Source organism: Arthrobacter sp., assembly GCF_031179985.1.
Classification (GTDB): Bacteria; Actinomycetota; Actinomycetes; order Actinomycetales; family Micrococcaceae; genus Arthrobacter.
This window is the reverse complement of record NZ_JAPSHJ010000003.1, coordinates 171,642-186,699: the sequence shown is the minus strand read 5'-3', so window position 1 is coordinate 186,699 and position 15,058 is coordinate 171,642. Positions and strand designations below refer to the sequence as shown.

General features: G+C 61.8%; 13 protein-coding genes. 11 read left to right on the top strand and 2 right to left on the bottom strand.

All coding sequences use genetic code 11. The annotated features are described in order from the left end of the window. The first annotated feature begins 422 nt into the window (after positions 1–422). The 8 genes from RIN13_RS02960 (at position 423) to RIN13_RS02925 (ending at position 11,483) form a co-directional block, all read left to right on the top strand. A complete protein-coding gene (locus tag RIN13_RS02960) occupies positions 423–2,921 on the top strand; it encodes an alpha-L-arabinofuranosidase C-terminal domain-containing protein (protein ID WP_309105836.1) in 2,499 nt (832 codons plus the stop codon). 159 nt (positions 2,922–3,080) lie between these two features. After that, entirely contained in the window at positions 3,081–4,856 is a 1,776-nt protein-coding gene (gene araB / locus RIN13_RS02955) for a ribulokinase (protein ID WP_309105835.1), read from the top strand. After that, positions 4,853–5,548 (top strand): L-ribulose-5-phosphate 4-epimerase, encoded by a 696-nt coding sequence (locus RIN13_RS02950; RefSeq protein WP_309105834.1) that lies wholly within the window; start codon positions 4,853–4,855, stop codon positions 5,546–5,548. Before araB ends, RIN13_RS02950 begins: the two co-directional genes overlap by 4 nt. Before the next feature lie 25 nt (positions 5,549–5,573). After that, entirely contained in the window at positions 5,574–7,094 is a 1,521-nt protein-coding gene (gene araA, locus RIN13_RS02945; RefSeq protein ID WP_309105833.1) for an L-arabinose isomerase, read from the top strand. Positions 7,095–7,222: 128 nt separating this feature from the next. Continuing rightward, positions 7,223–8,314 (top strand): alpha/beta hydrolase, encoded by a 1,092-nt coding sequence (locus RIN13_RS02940; RefSeq protein WP_309105832.1) that lies wholly within the window; start codon positions 7,223–7,225, stop codon positions 8,312–8,314. 184 nt (positions 8,315–8,498) lie between these two features. Beyond that, a complete protein-coding gene (locus RIN13_RS02935) occupies positions 8,499–9,398 on the top strand; it encodes a hypothetical protein (RefSeq protein WP_309105831.1) in 900 nt (299 codons plus the stop codon). An 85-nt stretch (positions 9,399–9,483) separates the two neighbouring features. Next, positions 9,484–9,624, top strand: a complete 141-nt coding sequence (locus tag RIN13_RS02930) for a hypothetical protein (RefSeq protein WP_309105830.1) — start codon at positions 9,484–9,486, stop codon at positions 9,622–9,624. A gap of 323 nt (positions 9,625–9,947) precedes the next feature. Continuing rightward, positions 9,948–11,483 carry an alpha-N-arabinofuranosidase gene (locus RIN13_RS02925; RefSeq protein ID WP_309105829.1) on the top strand — a complete coding sequence of 512 codons (1,536 nt, stop codon included), beginning with the start codon at positions 9,948–9,950 and terminating at the stop codon, positions 11,481–11,483. A gap of 25 nt (positions 11,484–11,508) precedes the next feature. On the opposite strand, the gene RIN13_RS02920 is transcribed toward RIN13_RS02925, so the two are convergent. After that, the gene (locus RIN13_RS02920; RefSeq protein ID WP_309105828.1) at positions 11,509–12,492 is read right to left on the bottom strand and encodes a family 43 glycosylhydrolase; all 984 of its coding nucleotides are present in this window, start codon (positions 12,490–12,492) and stop codon (positions 11,509–11,511) included. 114 nt (positions 12,493–12,606) lie between these two features. Here RIN13_RS02920 and RIN13_RS02915 point away from each other — a divergent pair, with 114 nt between their 5' ends. Together RIN13_RS02915 and RIN13_RS02910 are read left to right on the top strand one after the other, a co-directional pair. Then, on the top strand, positions 12,607–12,774 hold the full coding sequence (locus RIN13_RS02915) for a hypothetical protein (RefSeq protein ID WP_309105827.1): 168 nt from the start codon (positions 12,607–12,609) through the stop codon (positions 12,772–12,774). Positions 12,775–13,053: 279 nt separating this feature from the next. After that, positions 13,054–13,530, top strand: a complete 477-nt coding sequence (locus RIN13_RS02910) for a hypothetical protein (protein WP_309105826.1) — start codon at positions 13,054–13,056, stop codon at positions 13,528–13,530. Between the two features lie 269 nt (positions 13,531–13,799). On the opposite strand, the gene RIN13_RS02905 is transcribed toward RIN13_RS02910, so the two are convergent. Continuing rightward, complete coding sequence (locus RIN13_RS02905; RefSeq protein WP_309105825.1) at positions 13,800–14,561, bottom strand: DeoR/GlpR family DNA-binding transcription regulator; 762 nt, start codon at positions 14,559–14,561, stop codon at positions 13,800–13,802. A gap of 46 nt (positions 14,562–14,607) precedes the next feature. On the opposite strand from RIN13_RS02905, the gene RIN13_RS02900 reads away from it, so the two are divergent. After that, positions 14,608–15,000 (top strand): DUF4406 domain-containing protein, encoded by a 393-nt coding sequence (locus tag RIN13_RS02900; RefSeq protein WP_309105824.1) that lies wholly within the window; start codon positions 14,608–14,610, stop codon positions 14,998–15,000. Positions 15,001–15,058: the final 58 nt, after the last annotated feature.

The following is a 15,058-nucleotide window of genomic DNA, read 5'->3' as shown; positions in this document are numbered from 1 at the left end:
CCGAAGCGGCCTGGCCGCCACCTCCGCAGGCAGTAAGGGCAATAGCTGACGCGGCCAAAACGGCTACTAGAGATTTCTTAAACACAACATCCTCCCGGAAGCGTTAGTTACATGCAGGCGGGAGACCTAACACCGCCATTGCTGTGAGCTGCTTGCTCTGCCAGCAAGTGTGAACGCTAACAATGATGTGCGTCAAGTAGTGAAGATCACAATTGGGACACTCTCGGTTTATGACGCAGGCAGGCGGCTTGGTTGTCGGAGGCCCCCTTTACTTTTGACCGGAGCCTGAACAATACTTTCTACAGCCTCCGACTTGTTAGCGTTCACAAGCGCGCTCGGCGGCAAACCATTCAATGGAGAAAGGGCTCTCACCTCCGATGCAAATCACAGTTCGTCCGAGTCCCGTAAAGAGGGCCTGCACTATGGCCCTGGCGGGATCGCTCGCGGCAGCCACCCTCACCCTCGCGCCGGCGCTTGGCGCCCACGCTGAAACCACTAATCGCACCATTACAGTCAATGCAGACCAAGCGGGTCCTGATATAGCTCCGACGATGTACGGGGCCTTCTATGAGGACATTAACCAGGGTGCGGACGGGGGCATCTACGCCGAACTCGTGCAGAACCGGTCCTTCGAATTCAATTCAACGGACAATCGCGCCTACACCGCACTCAGCGCCTGGGAGATCCTCCAGCGGGGAAGCGCCGGTACGGCCACTGTCCAGAACGATGACTATCGCCTCAATGAGAACAACCGGAACTACCTGTTGGTCGAGGCGGCTACTGCAGGCGCGGGCACTGGTGCCGGCGTCGGGGTCCGTAACAGCGGCTGGAACGGTGGGCACCGGCTGGAGGCCCGTAAGAAGTACGAGTACTCCGTCTGGGCCAGAACCTCCAATCCGGCAGGGTCCACGCTCGCAGTCGCACTGGAAACTCCTGAAGGCGCCCGGCTGGACCTCGCCAGCATCAAGGTCAAGGGCGATGCCTGGAAAAAATACAACGTGACTCTTTCGCCTAAGTCCACGACGGCCTCGGGACGGCTTTCCACTGTTGTCCAGGGAACCGGAACGGTACGCCTGGACATGATTTCGCTGATGCCTCAGGAGACCTGGAACGGCCATGGGCTGCGTAAGGATCTCGCCGAAAAGATCGCTGAGCTCAACCCGGGGTTCCTGCGGTTTCCAGGTGGCTGCATCGTCAACACCGGCAGTTACGACTCCTACTCTGCGCCCAACTACACCCGGTCCCGCACGTACCAGTGGAAGGAGACCATCGGTCCTGTTGAGCAGCGTCCCGCCAACAGGAACTTCTGGGGCTACAACCAGACCTACGGGCTCGGCTACATGGAGTATTTCCAGTGGGCTGAAGACCTCAAGGCCGTCCCCGTTCCGGTGGTGCCTGTGGGTGTCACCGGCTGCGGCGATAACCGTGCCGTACCTGACCAGGCAACCCTGGACAAGTACATCCAGGACACTCTGGACCTGATCGAATTCGCGAATGGAGACGCCAGCACAGAATGGGGTGCCAAGCGCATTGCCTACGGTCACCCGGCCCCGTACAACCTGGACCGCATCAGCCTGGGCAATGAGGAGTACAAGCCTGAGTTCAAGGCGTACTTCACCCAGTTCCAGGATGCTGTTGAGGCCGCCTATCCCGATATCAAAGTTATTGGAAACACGGGCCCGGACGATCAAGGCGCCAACTTTGATGACCTCTCCAAGTTCAACGCGGACCGTAAGGTCGACTTCGTCGACGAGCACTACTACAACTCGCCCGATTGGTTCCTGACCAACAACCACCGCTACGACTCCTATGACCGTGACAGCTACAAGGTCTTCCTGGGGGAGTTCGCCTCGTTGGCCAACAAGCCCGAGAATGCGTTGGCCGAGGCGTCCTTCATGACGGGCCTCGAGCGGAACGCTGACGTCGTCCGGATGGCGTCCTACGCCCCCTTGATCGCCAATGAGGCCAACGTCCAGTGGAGCCCGGACCTCATGTTCTTCAACGGCACTTCCATCAGGACCACGCCCAACTTCGAAGTGCAAAAGCTCTTTATGAACAACGTCGGAAGCCACGTTGTGCCCAGTTCCCAGAACAACCCGGCCAGCCTGGCGGCACCCATCACAGGGCAGATCGGGCTCTCGACATGGGCCACCGCGGCAAAGTACGACGACGTGAGGGTCACCAGTTCCGACGGCAGCCAGCTGTTTGCCGACGACTTCTCCGGCAACGCCTCGGCCTGGACAGGCAACGGCGTCGGAACCTGGTCAGTCCAGGACGGCGCTTACGTCCAGTCGAGCACCACAGCGCTGAACACTATGGTTACCGCCGGAAACCCGGCGTGGAGCAACTACACGCTCAACACCAAGGCCACCAAGACGGCCGGCGCCGAAGGATTCCTGATCGCGTTCGGAGTGAAGGACACCGGAAACTACTACTGGTGGAACCTCGGCGGCTGGAACAACAGCAAATCCGTGGTGGAGAAGGCTGTCAATGGGGCGAAGAGCACGCTGATCGAGACGGGCACCACCATTGAGACCGGCCGCCAGTACGACATCCGGATCGAAGTCACCGGACCGACGGCGAAGCTGTACCTCGACAATGTCCTCTGGGGAACCATTGACGAAACTCCTGTGGATCCCATCTACTCCGTCGCCACCAAGGATGCCCAGACAGGGGACACGATCGTTAAGGTGGTCAATACCTCGGGTGAAGCGGCCGCCGTCGACGTCAAAGTCGCCGGAACGGCAAATATCAGTTCCAGCGCCGCTGTGACCACCTTGACTACTACCAGTGATGGCCAAAATCTGGTTCCGGCAACCAGTGTGTTCACAGGAGCAGGCACTAATTTCACTTACAACTTCCAACCGAAATCCGTGACATTCATCCGGCTTGCGCCGACTGACGTCCAAGAAGCCAAGTAGGACCATGGTGATACCCAGCCGCTTCTGACGGCTGGGTATCACCTTTCCGAAAGCGGTATCAGCGTCTTGACGTTGTCCGTGTTAGCGTTCACAATTAGTACTAACCATAAATTTCCAACGAAGGCAAAAGAGGTCGTTGCCTCTTCCCTGGAGGCAGATATGCAGAACGAAAACTCTCCCGCTCCCCACGGTTCCGTGGCGGAGCAATACGTCATCGGCGTCGACTACGGCACCCTGTCCGGCCGCGCTGTGGTGGTCCGGGTGGCGGACGGCAAGGAACTGGGCAGCGGTGTATTCGATTACCCGCATGCTGTGGTCACGGAGGCTCTGCCCGCCGATGTAGCGGGCGAGGGCGCTGTGCGGCTTCCCGCTGACTGGGCACTTCAGGTGCCCAACGACTACCGCGATGTACTTCGCAACGCAGTTCCCGCCGCTATCGCCGACGCCGGCATCGACCCGGCCGCAGTCATCGGTATCGCCACCGACTTCACAGCTTGCACCATGGTTCCCGTCAAAGCTGACGGCACCCCACTGAACGAACTGCCGGAATTCGCCAACCGTCCGCACGCCTACGTAAAACTGTGGCGCCACCATGCCGCCCAGCCGCAGGCGGATCGCATCAACACCCTTGCCGCTGAACTGGGCGAAAGCTGGCTGCCGCGCTATGGCGGTCTCATTTCCTCAGAGTGGGAATTCGCGAAGGGCCTGCAGCTTCTGGAAGAAGACCCGCAGGCATATGAAGCAATGGATCACTGGGTGGAGGCAGCCGACTGGATTGTGTGGCAGCTGAGCGGGAACTATGTCCGCAACGCCTGCACTGCCGGCTACAAAGGTATCTACCAGGACGGCCGCTACCCCTCCGCGGACTTCCTTACTGCGTTGAACCCTGCTTTTGAGACCTTCGTCAGCGACAAGCTCGAGCACACCATCGGCCGCCTCGGCGACGCCGCCGGCTACCTCACTGCCGAAGCTGCTGCGTGGACCGGGTTGCCGGAGGGCATCGCCGTCGCCGTCGGAAACGTTGACGCGCACGTGACAGCACCGGCCGCGAAGGCCGTTGAATCCGGCCAACTGGTGGCCATCATGGGAACCTCCACCTGCCACGTCATGAACGGAACGGAACTGCATGAGGTTCCGGGCATGTGCGGCGTGGTGGACGGCGGCATCGTCGACGGCCTTTGGGGCTATGAGGCGGGCCAGTCCGGCGTGGGCGATATCTTCGGCTGGTTCACCAAGAACGGCGTTCCCCCGGCGTACCACGAGGCAGCAGCCGCCGCGGGTCTGGGTATCCATGAGTACCTGACCGAACTGGCCACCCACCAGGCCATCGGCGAGCACGGACTTATTGCCCTGGACTGGCACAGCGGTAACCGCTCTGTGCTGGTGGACCACGAACTCTCGGGCGTGGTGGTTGGCCAGACCCTTGCCACCAAGCCGGAGGACACGTACCGTGCCCTGTTGGAGGCCACGGCCTTTGGCACCCGCACCATTGTGGACGCGTTCCGGGATTCTGGGGTTCCGGTCAAGGAATTCATCGTGGCCGGCGGGCTCCTGAAGAACAAGCTCCTGATGCAGATCTACGCGGACGCCACAGGGCTGCAGCTGTCCACCATCGGTTCCACCCAGGGACCTGCCCTTGGATCAGCCATCCACGCCGCTGTGGCAGCCGGCGCTTACCCGGACATCCGGGAGGCAGCTGCCGCCATGGGGTCCGAGCCCGGAGAAGTCTATGTGCCCATCCCCGAGAACGTGGCGGCGTATGAAGCCCTGTTCCAGGAATACCGCACCCTTCACGACTACTTCGGCCGCGGCGCGAACGACGTGATGCACCGGCTCAAGGCCATCCAGCGCGCTGCGAAACCTGGCTTGGGCGGTCCCTCCGCTGAAGCAAGCGAATCCGACGCCGCCGAGCGGGACGAGAAGGTGAACGCATGAGTACCCTCCTGGAAACCATCGGCCGGCTGCGCGCCGAGGTCTGTGCTCTGCATGCGGAGCTGACCCGGTATGAACTGGTGGTGTGGACCGCAGGCAACGTTTCAGCCCGCGTCCCGGGCCATGACCTCATGGTCATCAAACCCTCCGGTGTCTCCTACGACGATCTGACCCCCGAATCGATGGTGGTTACGGATTTGTTTGGGACCCCCGTGAACGGTGAGCCGGCGGAAGGCGAGTGGGGCAACCCGGCCCTCGCACCGTCGTCGGACACTGCCGCCCATGCGTACGTTTACCGGCACATGCCGGAGGTTGGGGGAGTGGTGCACACTCACTCCACCTACGCCACAGCATGGGCAGCACGGGGCGAGGCTATCCCCTGCGTACTGACCATGATGAGCGACGAGTTCGGTGGATCCATCCCCGTGGGACCGTTCGCCCTCATCGGTGACGACTCGATCGGCCAAGGCATTGTGGACACCCTTAAGGACTCCCATTCGCCGGCAGTCCTCATGCAGAACCACGGGCCGTTCACCATCGGCAAGGACGCCAAATCCGCCGTCAAGGCGGCCGTCATGTGCGAAGAAGTGGCACGCACCGTCCATATTTCCCGGCAGCTGGGCCAACCGCTGCCCATCGATGAAGCAGCCATCGAGTCCCTCTACGCCCGCTACCAGAACGTTTACGGCCAGTAGGCCCCCACTTTTTCCAGGAGACATCATGAACAACGCCAACAACACCTCGCTCGGGCAGTATGAAGTCTGGTTCCTGACCGGCAGCCAGCACCTCTACGGCGAGGATGTTCTGAAGCAGGTCGCGGCGCAGTCGCAGGAGATCGCCAACCAGCTCAACGCCTCATCCTCAGTACCGGTCAAGGTGGTCTGGAAGCCCGTCCTGACCGACTCGGACGCGATCCGGCGCACCGCGCTCGAAGCCAATTCCGCCGATCAGGTCATAGGCGTCACCGCTTGGATGCACACGTTCTCGCCGGCCAAGATGTGGATACAGGGCCTGGACCTGCTCCGCAAGCCGCTTCTGCACCTGCACACCCAGGCCAATGTCGAGTTGCCGTGGGCGGACATCGACTTTGACTTCATGAACCTGAACCAGGCCGCCCACGGCGACCGCGAGTTCGGCTACATCCAGTCCCGCCTGGGCATCCCGCGCAAGACTGTTGTAGGCCACGTGTCCAACCCCGAGGTCACCCGCCAGGTGGGTGTCTGGCAGCGCGCCTCCGCCGGCTGGGCCGCCGTCCGGACCCTGAAACTGACCCGCTTTGGTGACAACATGCGCAACGTCGCGGTCACCGAAGGAGACAAGACCGAAGCCGAACTCCGGTTCGGTGTTTCGGTCAACACCTGGTCTGTGAACGAACTTGCCGACGCCGTGCACGGCGCTGCCGACTCCGACGTCGACAAGCTCGTCGCCGAATACGAGGACCTCTACGAGGTGGCCGAGGAGCTGAAGGCAGGGGGCGCCCGGCACGAGTCGCTGCGCTACAGTGCACGGATCGAACTGGGCCTGCGCAGCTTCCTGGAAGCCAATGGATCCGCGGCGTTCACCACCTCTTTCGAGGACCTCGGGGAGCTTCGGCAGCTCCCGGGCATGGCTGTGCAGAGGCTCATGGCCGACGGTTACGGCTTCGGTGCCGAGGGCGACTGGAAGACAGCAATCCTGGTCCGCGCGGCCAAGGTCATGGGCGCGGGTTTGCCCGGCGGTGCGTCCCTCATGGAGGACTACACCTACCACCTCACACCGGGCCAGGAAAAGATCCTCGGGGCCCACATGCTCGAGGTGTGCCCGTCGCTGACGGCCACCAAGCCGCGCGTCGAGATCCACCCGCTGGGCATTGGCGGCAAGGAAGACCCCGTCCGTATGGTCTTTGACACCGACGCGGGCCCCGGAGTTGTGGTGGCCCTGTCTGACATGCGCGACCGCTTCCGGTTGGTTGCCAACGCGGTGGACGTCGTGGACCTCGACCAGCCCCTGCCCAACCTCCCGGTTGCCCGGGCGCTCTGGTCACCCAAGCCGGACTTCGCCACGTCTGCTGCGGCCTGGCTCACTGCCGGAGCGGCGCATCACACGGTGCTTTCCACCGCCGTCGGGATGGATGTGTTCGAGGACTTCGCCGAGATCGCGCAGACGGAACTGCTGACCATCGATGAAAACACCACCATCAAACAGTTCAAGAAAGAACTGAACTGGAACGCCGCCTACTACAAGCTGGCCGGTGGGCTCTAGCAGCACTCTTACCTGCCTGAGCGGGGCGTGGCGGATATTTGCCACGCCCCGCTCCTGCGTAAGTCCTGTCGCCTGCCCTATCCTGAAGCTCTGAACAGATCCTGAACGCCTGACTGGGGGAGCGCGCAATGGGGCCTTTAGAACCGACTGCCATCACCACTGAACGCCGAAATACAGTGGACACTCCGGTGGCTGATTTCGAGGAGAAGACGGCCAAGGAGCCAAAGGTCAGGCGGAGAAGGTTCCGAATTCGTGACGTCGTCATAGTGGTGATTCTCATGGCGCTGATTGCCCTGTCCATCACCCCTTGGCCGTCCGCGCTCCTTATCCGCAGCGTGTTCGAGGGCGGAGCGAAGTCCACCGTTGAAGAGATGCTTCCCTACGTTCCTGACACTCCCTTGGCAGAAAGCAGGGACGTTGCATACATGGACGGCGCTACGTTGGACGCCTTTACGCCGGAGAGCGCCGCCGGACCTTTGCCCGCCGTCGTCTGGATCCATGGCGGCGCCTGGATCTCAGGAAACAAAACCGATGTGGAGCCCTATCTCCGGATCCTCGCCGCCAAGGGGTACACCACCATCAGCCTCGACTACCCCATAGCTCCGGAAACCACCTATCCTGCTGCCGTGGAGGACCTCAACACGGCACTGGGGTACATCACGGAGCATGCTGCCGAGCTCAAAGTGGATCCGAACAAGATTGTGCTCGCCGGAGATTCCGCCGGAGCGCAACTGGCCAGCCAGCTCACCACGCTCACCGTCAACCCCGCATATGCCAACCTGCTGGGCATCGAACCTGCGCTGGACAAGAAGCAGCTGGCCGCCACCATCCTGCACTGCGGCGTTTATGACCTGCAGGCCATGGCGGATCTCAATGGCATTGCGGCCTGGGGGTTCAAAATATCGCTCTGGGGATACACGGGTACCAAGGACTGGTCGGACACCTATGCGGGCAGCACCATGTCCACTGTGGAGTTCGTCACCGATGATTTTCCACCCACGTTCATCAGCGGCGGAAACGGCGATGGCCTCACGTGGCTTCAATCCATCCCCTACAGCAACCGGCTGAAATCTGCAGGAGTGCCAGTGACTGAGTTGTTCTTTCCGGCCGACCATGAACCGGCGCTTCCGCATGAGTACCAGTTCCACCTGGACTACAAAGCGGCCCAGGATGCGCGGGACCAGACGTTCAATTTCCTGTCCAAGCACACCCGGCCTTAGGCTCACCCGCCGACTCACCTTGCCTGCACATGCCGGATGGAGGGTAAGCCATGTTCTGAATAGCAACGCGTTAATCTAGACGCGGTTCTTCGGGCGGGCGTATTCTGATCTCCCAATGTGCAGGTGGGGGTGAAGAATGCACCTCGCGCTAAATCATCGTCGCCGAAGTATCCTGCGCCCTCTCTTGTTTGCCGCCTTCGCTGCCCTCGCCTGGCTGATCTGGGGCGCTGAAACCGCGAACGCCGCCCTGCCGGACCCGGACCCCGAGCCTCAGCTGACACAGGCTGGCACCACCACCCTCGAAGGTGCCTCCGCCGGCGCAACACCACTTCCTGTCCCAATGCACCTTCCTGGCAGCACGCTGCTTCCGGTACCGGCTGCCGTCATCGGGACAGTATCCCCGGTCACTGCTACCGTGACCGATTCCGTCAGCGGCACTGCCGCCAACACCACCCCAACCGTCGACGGCGGACTCGCCGAGGTGGTGGACGTCGTTGGCTCGGCGGTAGATCCAGTCCAGCCGGTGGTCACGGATATTGGGGACATCGTCGGCGGCGTGGCAGGTATTGTCCCGACAGCTCCCCTGCCTGGACCTGACGTCGTGCCTCCTGTTTTGCCTGAGCCCCTTCCTTCAGTTCCGGGCGTTCATTTGCTGGGTCAAGAGGTACCCAATGACAGCCAAATCAGTGAGGTGCCTCCCGCTCAGCCCGCTGCCGAAGCGGTTGCCGCAACTGTGCCGACGCCGTCATCCCAGAGTGGCACCTCGGCTACCCAAATCGCGGATGGAATCGGAACAAGGCAAGCGCTTTTGATCCCGTCTGCCTTGCACACGCTGGAGGTTATGCGAGCTGTATCAGCGCCGGTACCGGAGGCACCTGCACCGGGAGAACGGCGCCTCCAGCCTGCCCTTGCTGCCGGTCCAGGCTCCGCAACCACCGGGTCTGCCGGAAGCGGAGCCCCGGCCTGGGCGGACGTGGCGGCGTTCTGGGCAGTTCCCCTGGCGGCTCGCTTTGCCGCAATGCCCAGCCTCCAGGAGCTTCCGCCCGTCGCTCCCCCTTTTGATCCCGGGTCAACCCCCGACTGAGCGGGTCAACTCTGCTTTTTTTCAGGCAGACGAAGACCCCGGACGCTGTCAGCGTCCGGGATGAAACTTCAGTCAGGAGAATCTCATGTCTGTTTGCACCCAACTGGACGGTGCCCGGGGCGTAACCCCGGAACGGTCCTCCGCCAGAGGGCGGATCGGTTGGTGGCCGCGTGCGGTGCGGGGCGCCGTCGGCAACTGGCCGGACCCTTTGGCCCCGACCGACTAGCTGTCCAGTAGTTAGTCGGCTTCGATACCGGGTGTCTGGTCCGGGCGTGTCGGCCCGGCCAGACACCAGGCACAAGGCATAAGGCCTGGCCTAGCAACGGGATCACAAGCCGGCTGGGCAGCCCGGCCGTCGACCGACTGCCAGGACCAAGTTGCCCTCTCCCTGTTCGCTGCCTGACTGTCGCCGCGCTGCTGGGGGGCGCGGCGGCGGCTTCCACCCGGTGACGAGGAATTCCCAGGCGTATGACGCTATCCCTTGACGAATTACACTCAACCTTCAACAATGTTCTATAACGTTGTAGAAACTAGAGGAGGATCCTTCCCTTGAGTAATACGGGCAATACTGAAATAGCCACGGCACAGGTCACAATCGACCCCGCCTTCACCGTCGGGCCGGTCCGCAGGAGGACTTTTGGCTCCTTTGTGGAACACCTGGGCCGCTGTGTATATACGGGCATCTTTGAGCCCGGCCATCCCTCCGCGGACGAGGACGGCTTCCGCAACGATGTCCTGGAGCTCACGCGCGAGCTCGGGGTCTCAACCATCCGCTACCCGGGTGGAAACTTCGTCTCCGGGTACCGCTGGGAAGACGGGGTTGGGCCGGTGGAAAAGCGGCCGGTCCGTCTTGACCTCGCATGGCACTCAACTGACCCAAACCACGTGGGCGTGGACGAGTTCGCCAAATGGACGGCGAAGGCAGGCGTCGAACCCATGATGGCCGTCAACCTGGGAACCCGTGGCACGCAGGAGGCGCTGGACCTACTCGAATATTGCAATATCGACGGCGGCACAGCCTTCTCGGACCAGCGCAGGGCCAACGGCGCCGAGACCGGCTACGGCATCAAGATGTGGTGCCTGGGCAACGAAATGGACGGGCCCTGGCAGATCGGCCACAAGAACGCCCTGGAGTATGGACGGCTTGCTGCCGACACCGCACGCGGCATGCGCATGATCGAACCTGACCTGGAGCTCGTGGCCTGCGGAAGTTCCTCGCCGGGGATGGACAGCTTTGGCGAATGGGAGCGTGTTGTCCTGACGGAGACTTATGACCTGGTGGACCTCGTGTCCGCCCACCAATACTTTGAAGACTTCGGCGACCTGCAGGAGCACCTTGCCGCGGGCCACAAGATGGAACACTTCATTCGCGACATCGTGTCCCACATTGACCACGTGAAATCAGTGAAGAAGTCCTCCAAGCAGGTGAACATCTCCTTTGACGAGTGGAATGTCTGGCACGGGAGCCGCGCTGAATCCAGGGTTCCAAGCGGCAAGGACTGGCCAGTTGCGCCCGTTCTGCTGGAGGACCGCTACACAGTGGCGGACGCCGTCGTCGTTGGTGATCTCCTGATCACTCTGCTCCGGAACACTGACCGCGTGCACTCGGCCAGCCTGGCCCAGTTGGTGAACGTTATTGCCCCCATCATGACCGAACCGGGTGGCCGCGCCTGGAAGCAGACCACGTTCCACCCCTTCGCACTCACATCCCGCCACGCCGCAGGTACTGTGCTGAAGCTTGCGATGGAATCGCCGTCGCTGAATGCCGGAAAAACCGAGAACTTCGACGCACTGTCAGCGGTGGCCACCTTCGATGCGGAGACCGGCGAGGCAGTGGTGTTCGCCGTCAACCGGTCGGTCACGGATGCGCTCACGTTGGACGCGGCTGTGGCTGGACTCGGCAACGTGCGGGTGGTCGAGGCTGTGACCTATTCGAACAAGGACCCGTACTGGCAGGCGACTGCTGACGATTCGACGTCGGTCCTGCCCACCGAAAACACTTCGGCAAAGCTCGACGGCGGGCGGCTCACCGCCGAGCTTCCAGCGGTGTCCTGGAGCATGATCCGCCTTGCCGTGAACGCCTAGGGGCGACTAGGAGTCAGGCCGCTGCCTAAACAAGGGCAGGGTCCAAGTTGATGGGGGAGTCCAGGTCTCGTGTACAGACCAGGACTCCCTCCTCTACGTTAAGACGTGCAGCGTGGATGCTGGTGCGCTGTTCCCGCACTGCCTGGGCGGGGTCCACCAGCCCATTGGCCATCTCTGTCTCCTGCCACTCTGGGTGGGTAAAGTAAAAGATGTAGGCGTGGTCGCCCTGGGTGACAACATCTGCATGCCGGCCGTATGTGGCGTCATCGGCGCCGCTCCCCGGAGCATCGAGGATAAGTCCGTTGTTGGCCTCCTGCCGCTCCCACGCCAGACCGTCCGCAGAGCGATGCACCGCCTGGCCGCGCCATTCGTCCACCACCATCCAGTACCAGCCTCCCAGCCGGAATACGTTGGGCCCTTCATGGGCGGGACGACCAATTACCTGGCCTTCAGACCGCCAGCCGGTGAGGAGTGTTGCATCGTTACAGACGGCTGACCAGGTGGTGGCGCCGTCCACTTCATCCTTGAACCACAGGCGTGGTTGGCCGTCCCCCACCACGGCGAAGGCGGCGTCGATGACGTTCTCTGAACCGACGTCGATCGTTTCGGTGAAGTCCCACTGCTCGAGGTCATCGCTGGTGAAGTGAACCAAGCGGCGTTCTGTCTGTTCAGCCCAGGTTCCGGGTGCTCCAGCACCCCAGGTGAGGAACATGTGGTAGCTCCCCTCGTGCCAAACAACCTCCGGCGCCCAATGCGTGTTGAGGCCGGGAGAATCCTCCGGATCCAGACCTTCCGCCACGCCGCGGTACTCCCACGAGGATCCACCATCCAAGGAGACAGCGACGCCGATACGGGTGCCCGTAATCCATTCGCATCCTCCGGCCGCAAGTGTTGCCCGGCGTGCGGTGTAAAACATCCACCACTCCTGGGTGCCGCGCTTATGGATGACTGTGGGGTCGGCGGCGCCGTCGAATACGGGGCAGCGGAACAGCGGGGATTCAGGGATCATGAGGATGAGTTTACAACGTTGGAGAAGGTGGTGGAAGAGACACTGGACTGGCTTGATTAGCGGCGTTATTCTGGCCATCCGGGTAGCGTTTATCCGACCACGAGGGAGACGAAAATGTCCGAATCCAAGCCTGAATCGGCCGAGGCGATTGACAGCACGGACGTTGCGGAGATCCAAGGAGATGAGACTCTGACTGCCGCGGACCGCATGGACCTGATCGCAAACCAGGCGGTCCGGGACGGCGACGAAGAACAACTGGACCTTGGTCCCGAATCAGATTGAAGCGGGGGAGCAGAGGGGCGGTTCCGACGGCAAATGAGGTGATTTTTGCCCGCTGTCGGCAGGCCTGTTGCCGCCTCGTTGCGAATGGCGTTCCAGGGCGACATATCGCGGCGACTTCACTGGCCCGCAGGCCTAGCCGGAGGAGGGTGAGCAGAATCATGGTCCCCACGGCTGTCGCTTTCCTCAGATCATAGGAATTCAGGAGCCTTTGGGCGGCCCCTTGCGGTCGCTGATGCCCGGGCGTAACGTCCACATCACAGTTTGATCCTGGAGGCTTCCATGTCCGTTCTGCAACGCCGCGCCATAGCCGCGGCAGCTATCTTGTCCTTCGTGCTTCTCGGGCCGGTTTCGAGCGCCAATGCCGAGGAATTTGAGGTCGAGGTTCCGGCGGGCGAGTTCTGCCCGGGCTTCGCTGTACTGGGGGATATCACGGTAAAGGGCTTCGAAAAATTCCTTCCCGGTGACCGGTTCTCGGAACACACAGTCGGCACCGGCGTCTGGACAAATGCAGAGTCTGGCCAAACATTCACGCAACGGTCCCGGTACGCTTTGGTTGAGACGTACGACGAAGCGGCCAACGACTTCCACATCACCATCAACGGCCGATACCTGATCGGGTTACTCCCTGATGAGGCTTACAGTGTCGCCGGACACCAGACCCTCACCTTCGACGCCGACACCAACACGGTCGTCGCGTATTCCCTCGACGGCAAGGTCTTGGCAGACGTCTGTGCCGTGCTGGCAGGAGAGAACTAGTTTCCAGGGCCTGAAATTCGTCTCCCGAAGAGGCCCGCGACTGTTAACATGCCGGGGCGCCATACGCTTTCGGCAGCCTGCAGTTTTGTGCGGGTCGCCATCGGTCGTTTCAGGGCTGAAGCGACGGACCAAAAATCCCCTGTTTCTTCAGTCTGTCCAGACCCCGGCGCAAGGATGACCGGGCCGGTCAGTACCTGGGTCTTGCGGTACTGAGTACGTCCCGGGACGGGCCTCCGTCGTTTTGTGTACCGGATATGCCGCTGCAGAGATCAGGTGTTCGCATCGATAAGGGTGGTACCGTCCCTTCGGAGCGCGCTGAGAGTCGCATCGTTTTCTGGTCGGTCGGTGATGATTCCTGCAATGTCGGTCAGGGGCAGGACTTGATAGCGGGAGACGACCCCGATCTTTTCTGTGCTGGCAAGAACGTAGGTATCGGCTGCCCGCCCCGCGAGTGCCCGCTTCATGGCCGCTTCCTCAACGTCCCCCGTGGTCAACCCTTCCGAGGAGTGCACGCCTGTCACCCCGAGAAGGAACAGGTCAGCGGAGATCGCCTGTGCTGCTTCCACGGCGGCGGCACCGCAGGTCACCGCCGAATGTTTGAAAAGACGACCTCCGAGGAGGAAGATCTCGATGCCCGTGAATGGCAGAAGTGCAGCGGCGATAGTGGGGCTGTGCGTGATGATCGTGCAGTTAAGGGAAGGCGTTAGTGCCCGGACGACGGCGAGCGTGGTTGTGCCGCCGTCGAGGATGACAGTACTGCCCTGATCGATGAGGCGGGCAGCACAGCGGGCGACCCGATCTTTGCTGTCCGGCTGAACACCGATGCGGGCGGTGTAGTCCGCAGCCGCCGGCGAAACGGGCAGGGCTCCTCCGTATACCCGTTGGCACATCCCTGCGGCGGCAAGTTCTCTGAGATCACGGCGGACAGTGTCATCAGACAGGCCTAACTCAGCAGCGATGTCCTTGGCTATCAGCTTTCCCTGTTCGGCAAGGCGACTGAGGAGGATTGACTGGCGTTCAGCGGCGAGCATTCACGTTCCTTCCGATTCATGCATGTTTTTGCACTATTCTAGTCTCATGACCAAATCCCTGATGATATTGATTGCTGGCCCCTACCGTTCCGGGACGCAGGATGACCCCGACCTGCTGCGTCGCAACCTTTCCCGCCTTGAAAAGGTGGCCTGGCCGATCTTCAAAGCCGGACATTTACCCATGATCGGAGAGTGGGTGGCGCTCCCCGTTCTGGAGAGTGCGGGCGTGGAGGATCTATCGGATCCCATTGCTGGTCAGGTGATGTATCCAACAGCTGAACGCCTTCTCCAGCGATGTGATGCGGTCCTCAGGCTGCCCGGCGAGTCGCGAGGAGCCGACCAGGACGTTGCGATTGCCCGAGACCGAGGCATACCTGTTTACTACAGCCTGGACGAGATCCCCGGCGCTGGACTGACGCAGACGGACACCATTCAGTGAGACCGAATCGGGGGAATTCTGCTCTTGGACAGCCCGGCGTGGACGTCCCGGATAGACG

Bases quoted from the DNA above. Each gene is read 5' to 3' on its own strand.
- RIN13_RS02960 (WP_309105836.1), top strand. From the start codon at position 423: ATGGCCCTGGCGGGATCGCTCGCGGCAGCCACCCTCACCCTCGCGCCG.
- araB (WP_309105835.1), top strand. From the start codon at position 3,081: ATGCAGAACGAAAACTCTCCCGCTCCCCACGGTTCCGTGGCGGAGCAA.
- RIN13_RS02950 (WP_309105834.1), top strand. From the start codon at position 4,853: ATGAGTACCCTCCTGGAAACCATCGGCCGGCTGCGCGCCGAGGTCTGT.
- araA (WP_309105833.1), top strand. From the start codon at position 5,574: ATGAACAACGCCAACAACACCTCGCTCGGGCAGTATGAAGTCTGGTTC.
- RIN13_RS02940 (WP_309105832.1), top strand. From the start codon at position 7,223: ATGGGGCCTTTAGAACCGACTGCCATCACCACTGAACGCCGAAATACA.
- RIN13_RS02930 (WP_309105830.1), top strand. From the start codon at position 9,484: ATGTCTGTTTGCACCCAACTGGACGGTGCCCGGGGCGTAACCCCGGAA.
- RIN13_RS02920 (WP_309105828.1), bottom strand. From the start codon at position 12,492: ATGATCCCTGAATCCCCGCTGTTCCGCTGCCCCGTATTCGACGGCGCC.
- RIN13_RS02915 (WP_309105827.1), top strand. From the start codon at position 12,607: ATGTCCGAATCCAAGCCTGAATCGGCCGAGGCGATTGACAGCACGGAC.
- RIN13_RS02910 (WP_309105826.1), top strand. From the start codon at position 13,054: ATGTCCGTTCTGCAACGCCGCGCCATAGCCGCGGCAGCTATCTTGTCC.
- RIN13_RS02905 (WP_309105825.1), bottom strand. From the start codon at position 14,561: ATGCTCGCCGCTGAACGCCAGTCAATCCTCCTCAGTCGCCTTGCCGAA.
- RIN13_RS02900 (WP_309105824.1), top strand. From the start codon at position 14,608: ATGACCAAATCCCTGATGATATTGATTGCTGGCCCCTACCGTTCCGGG.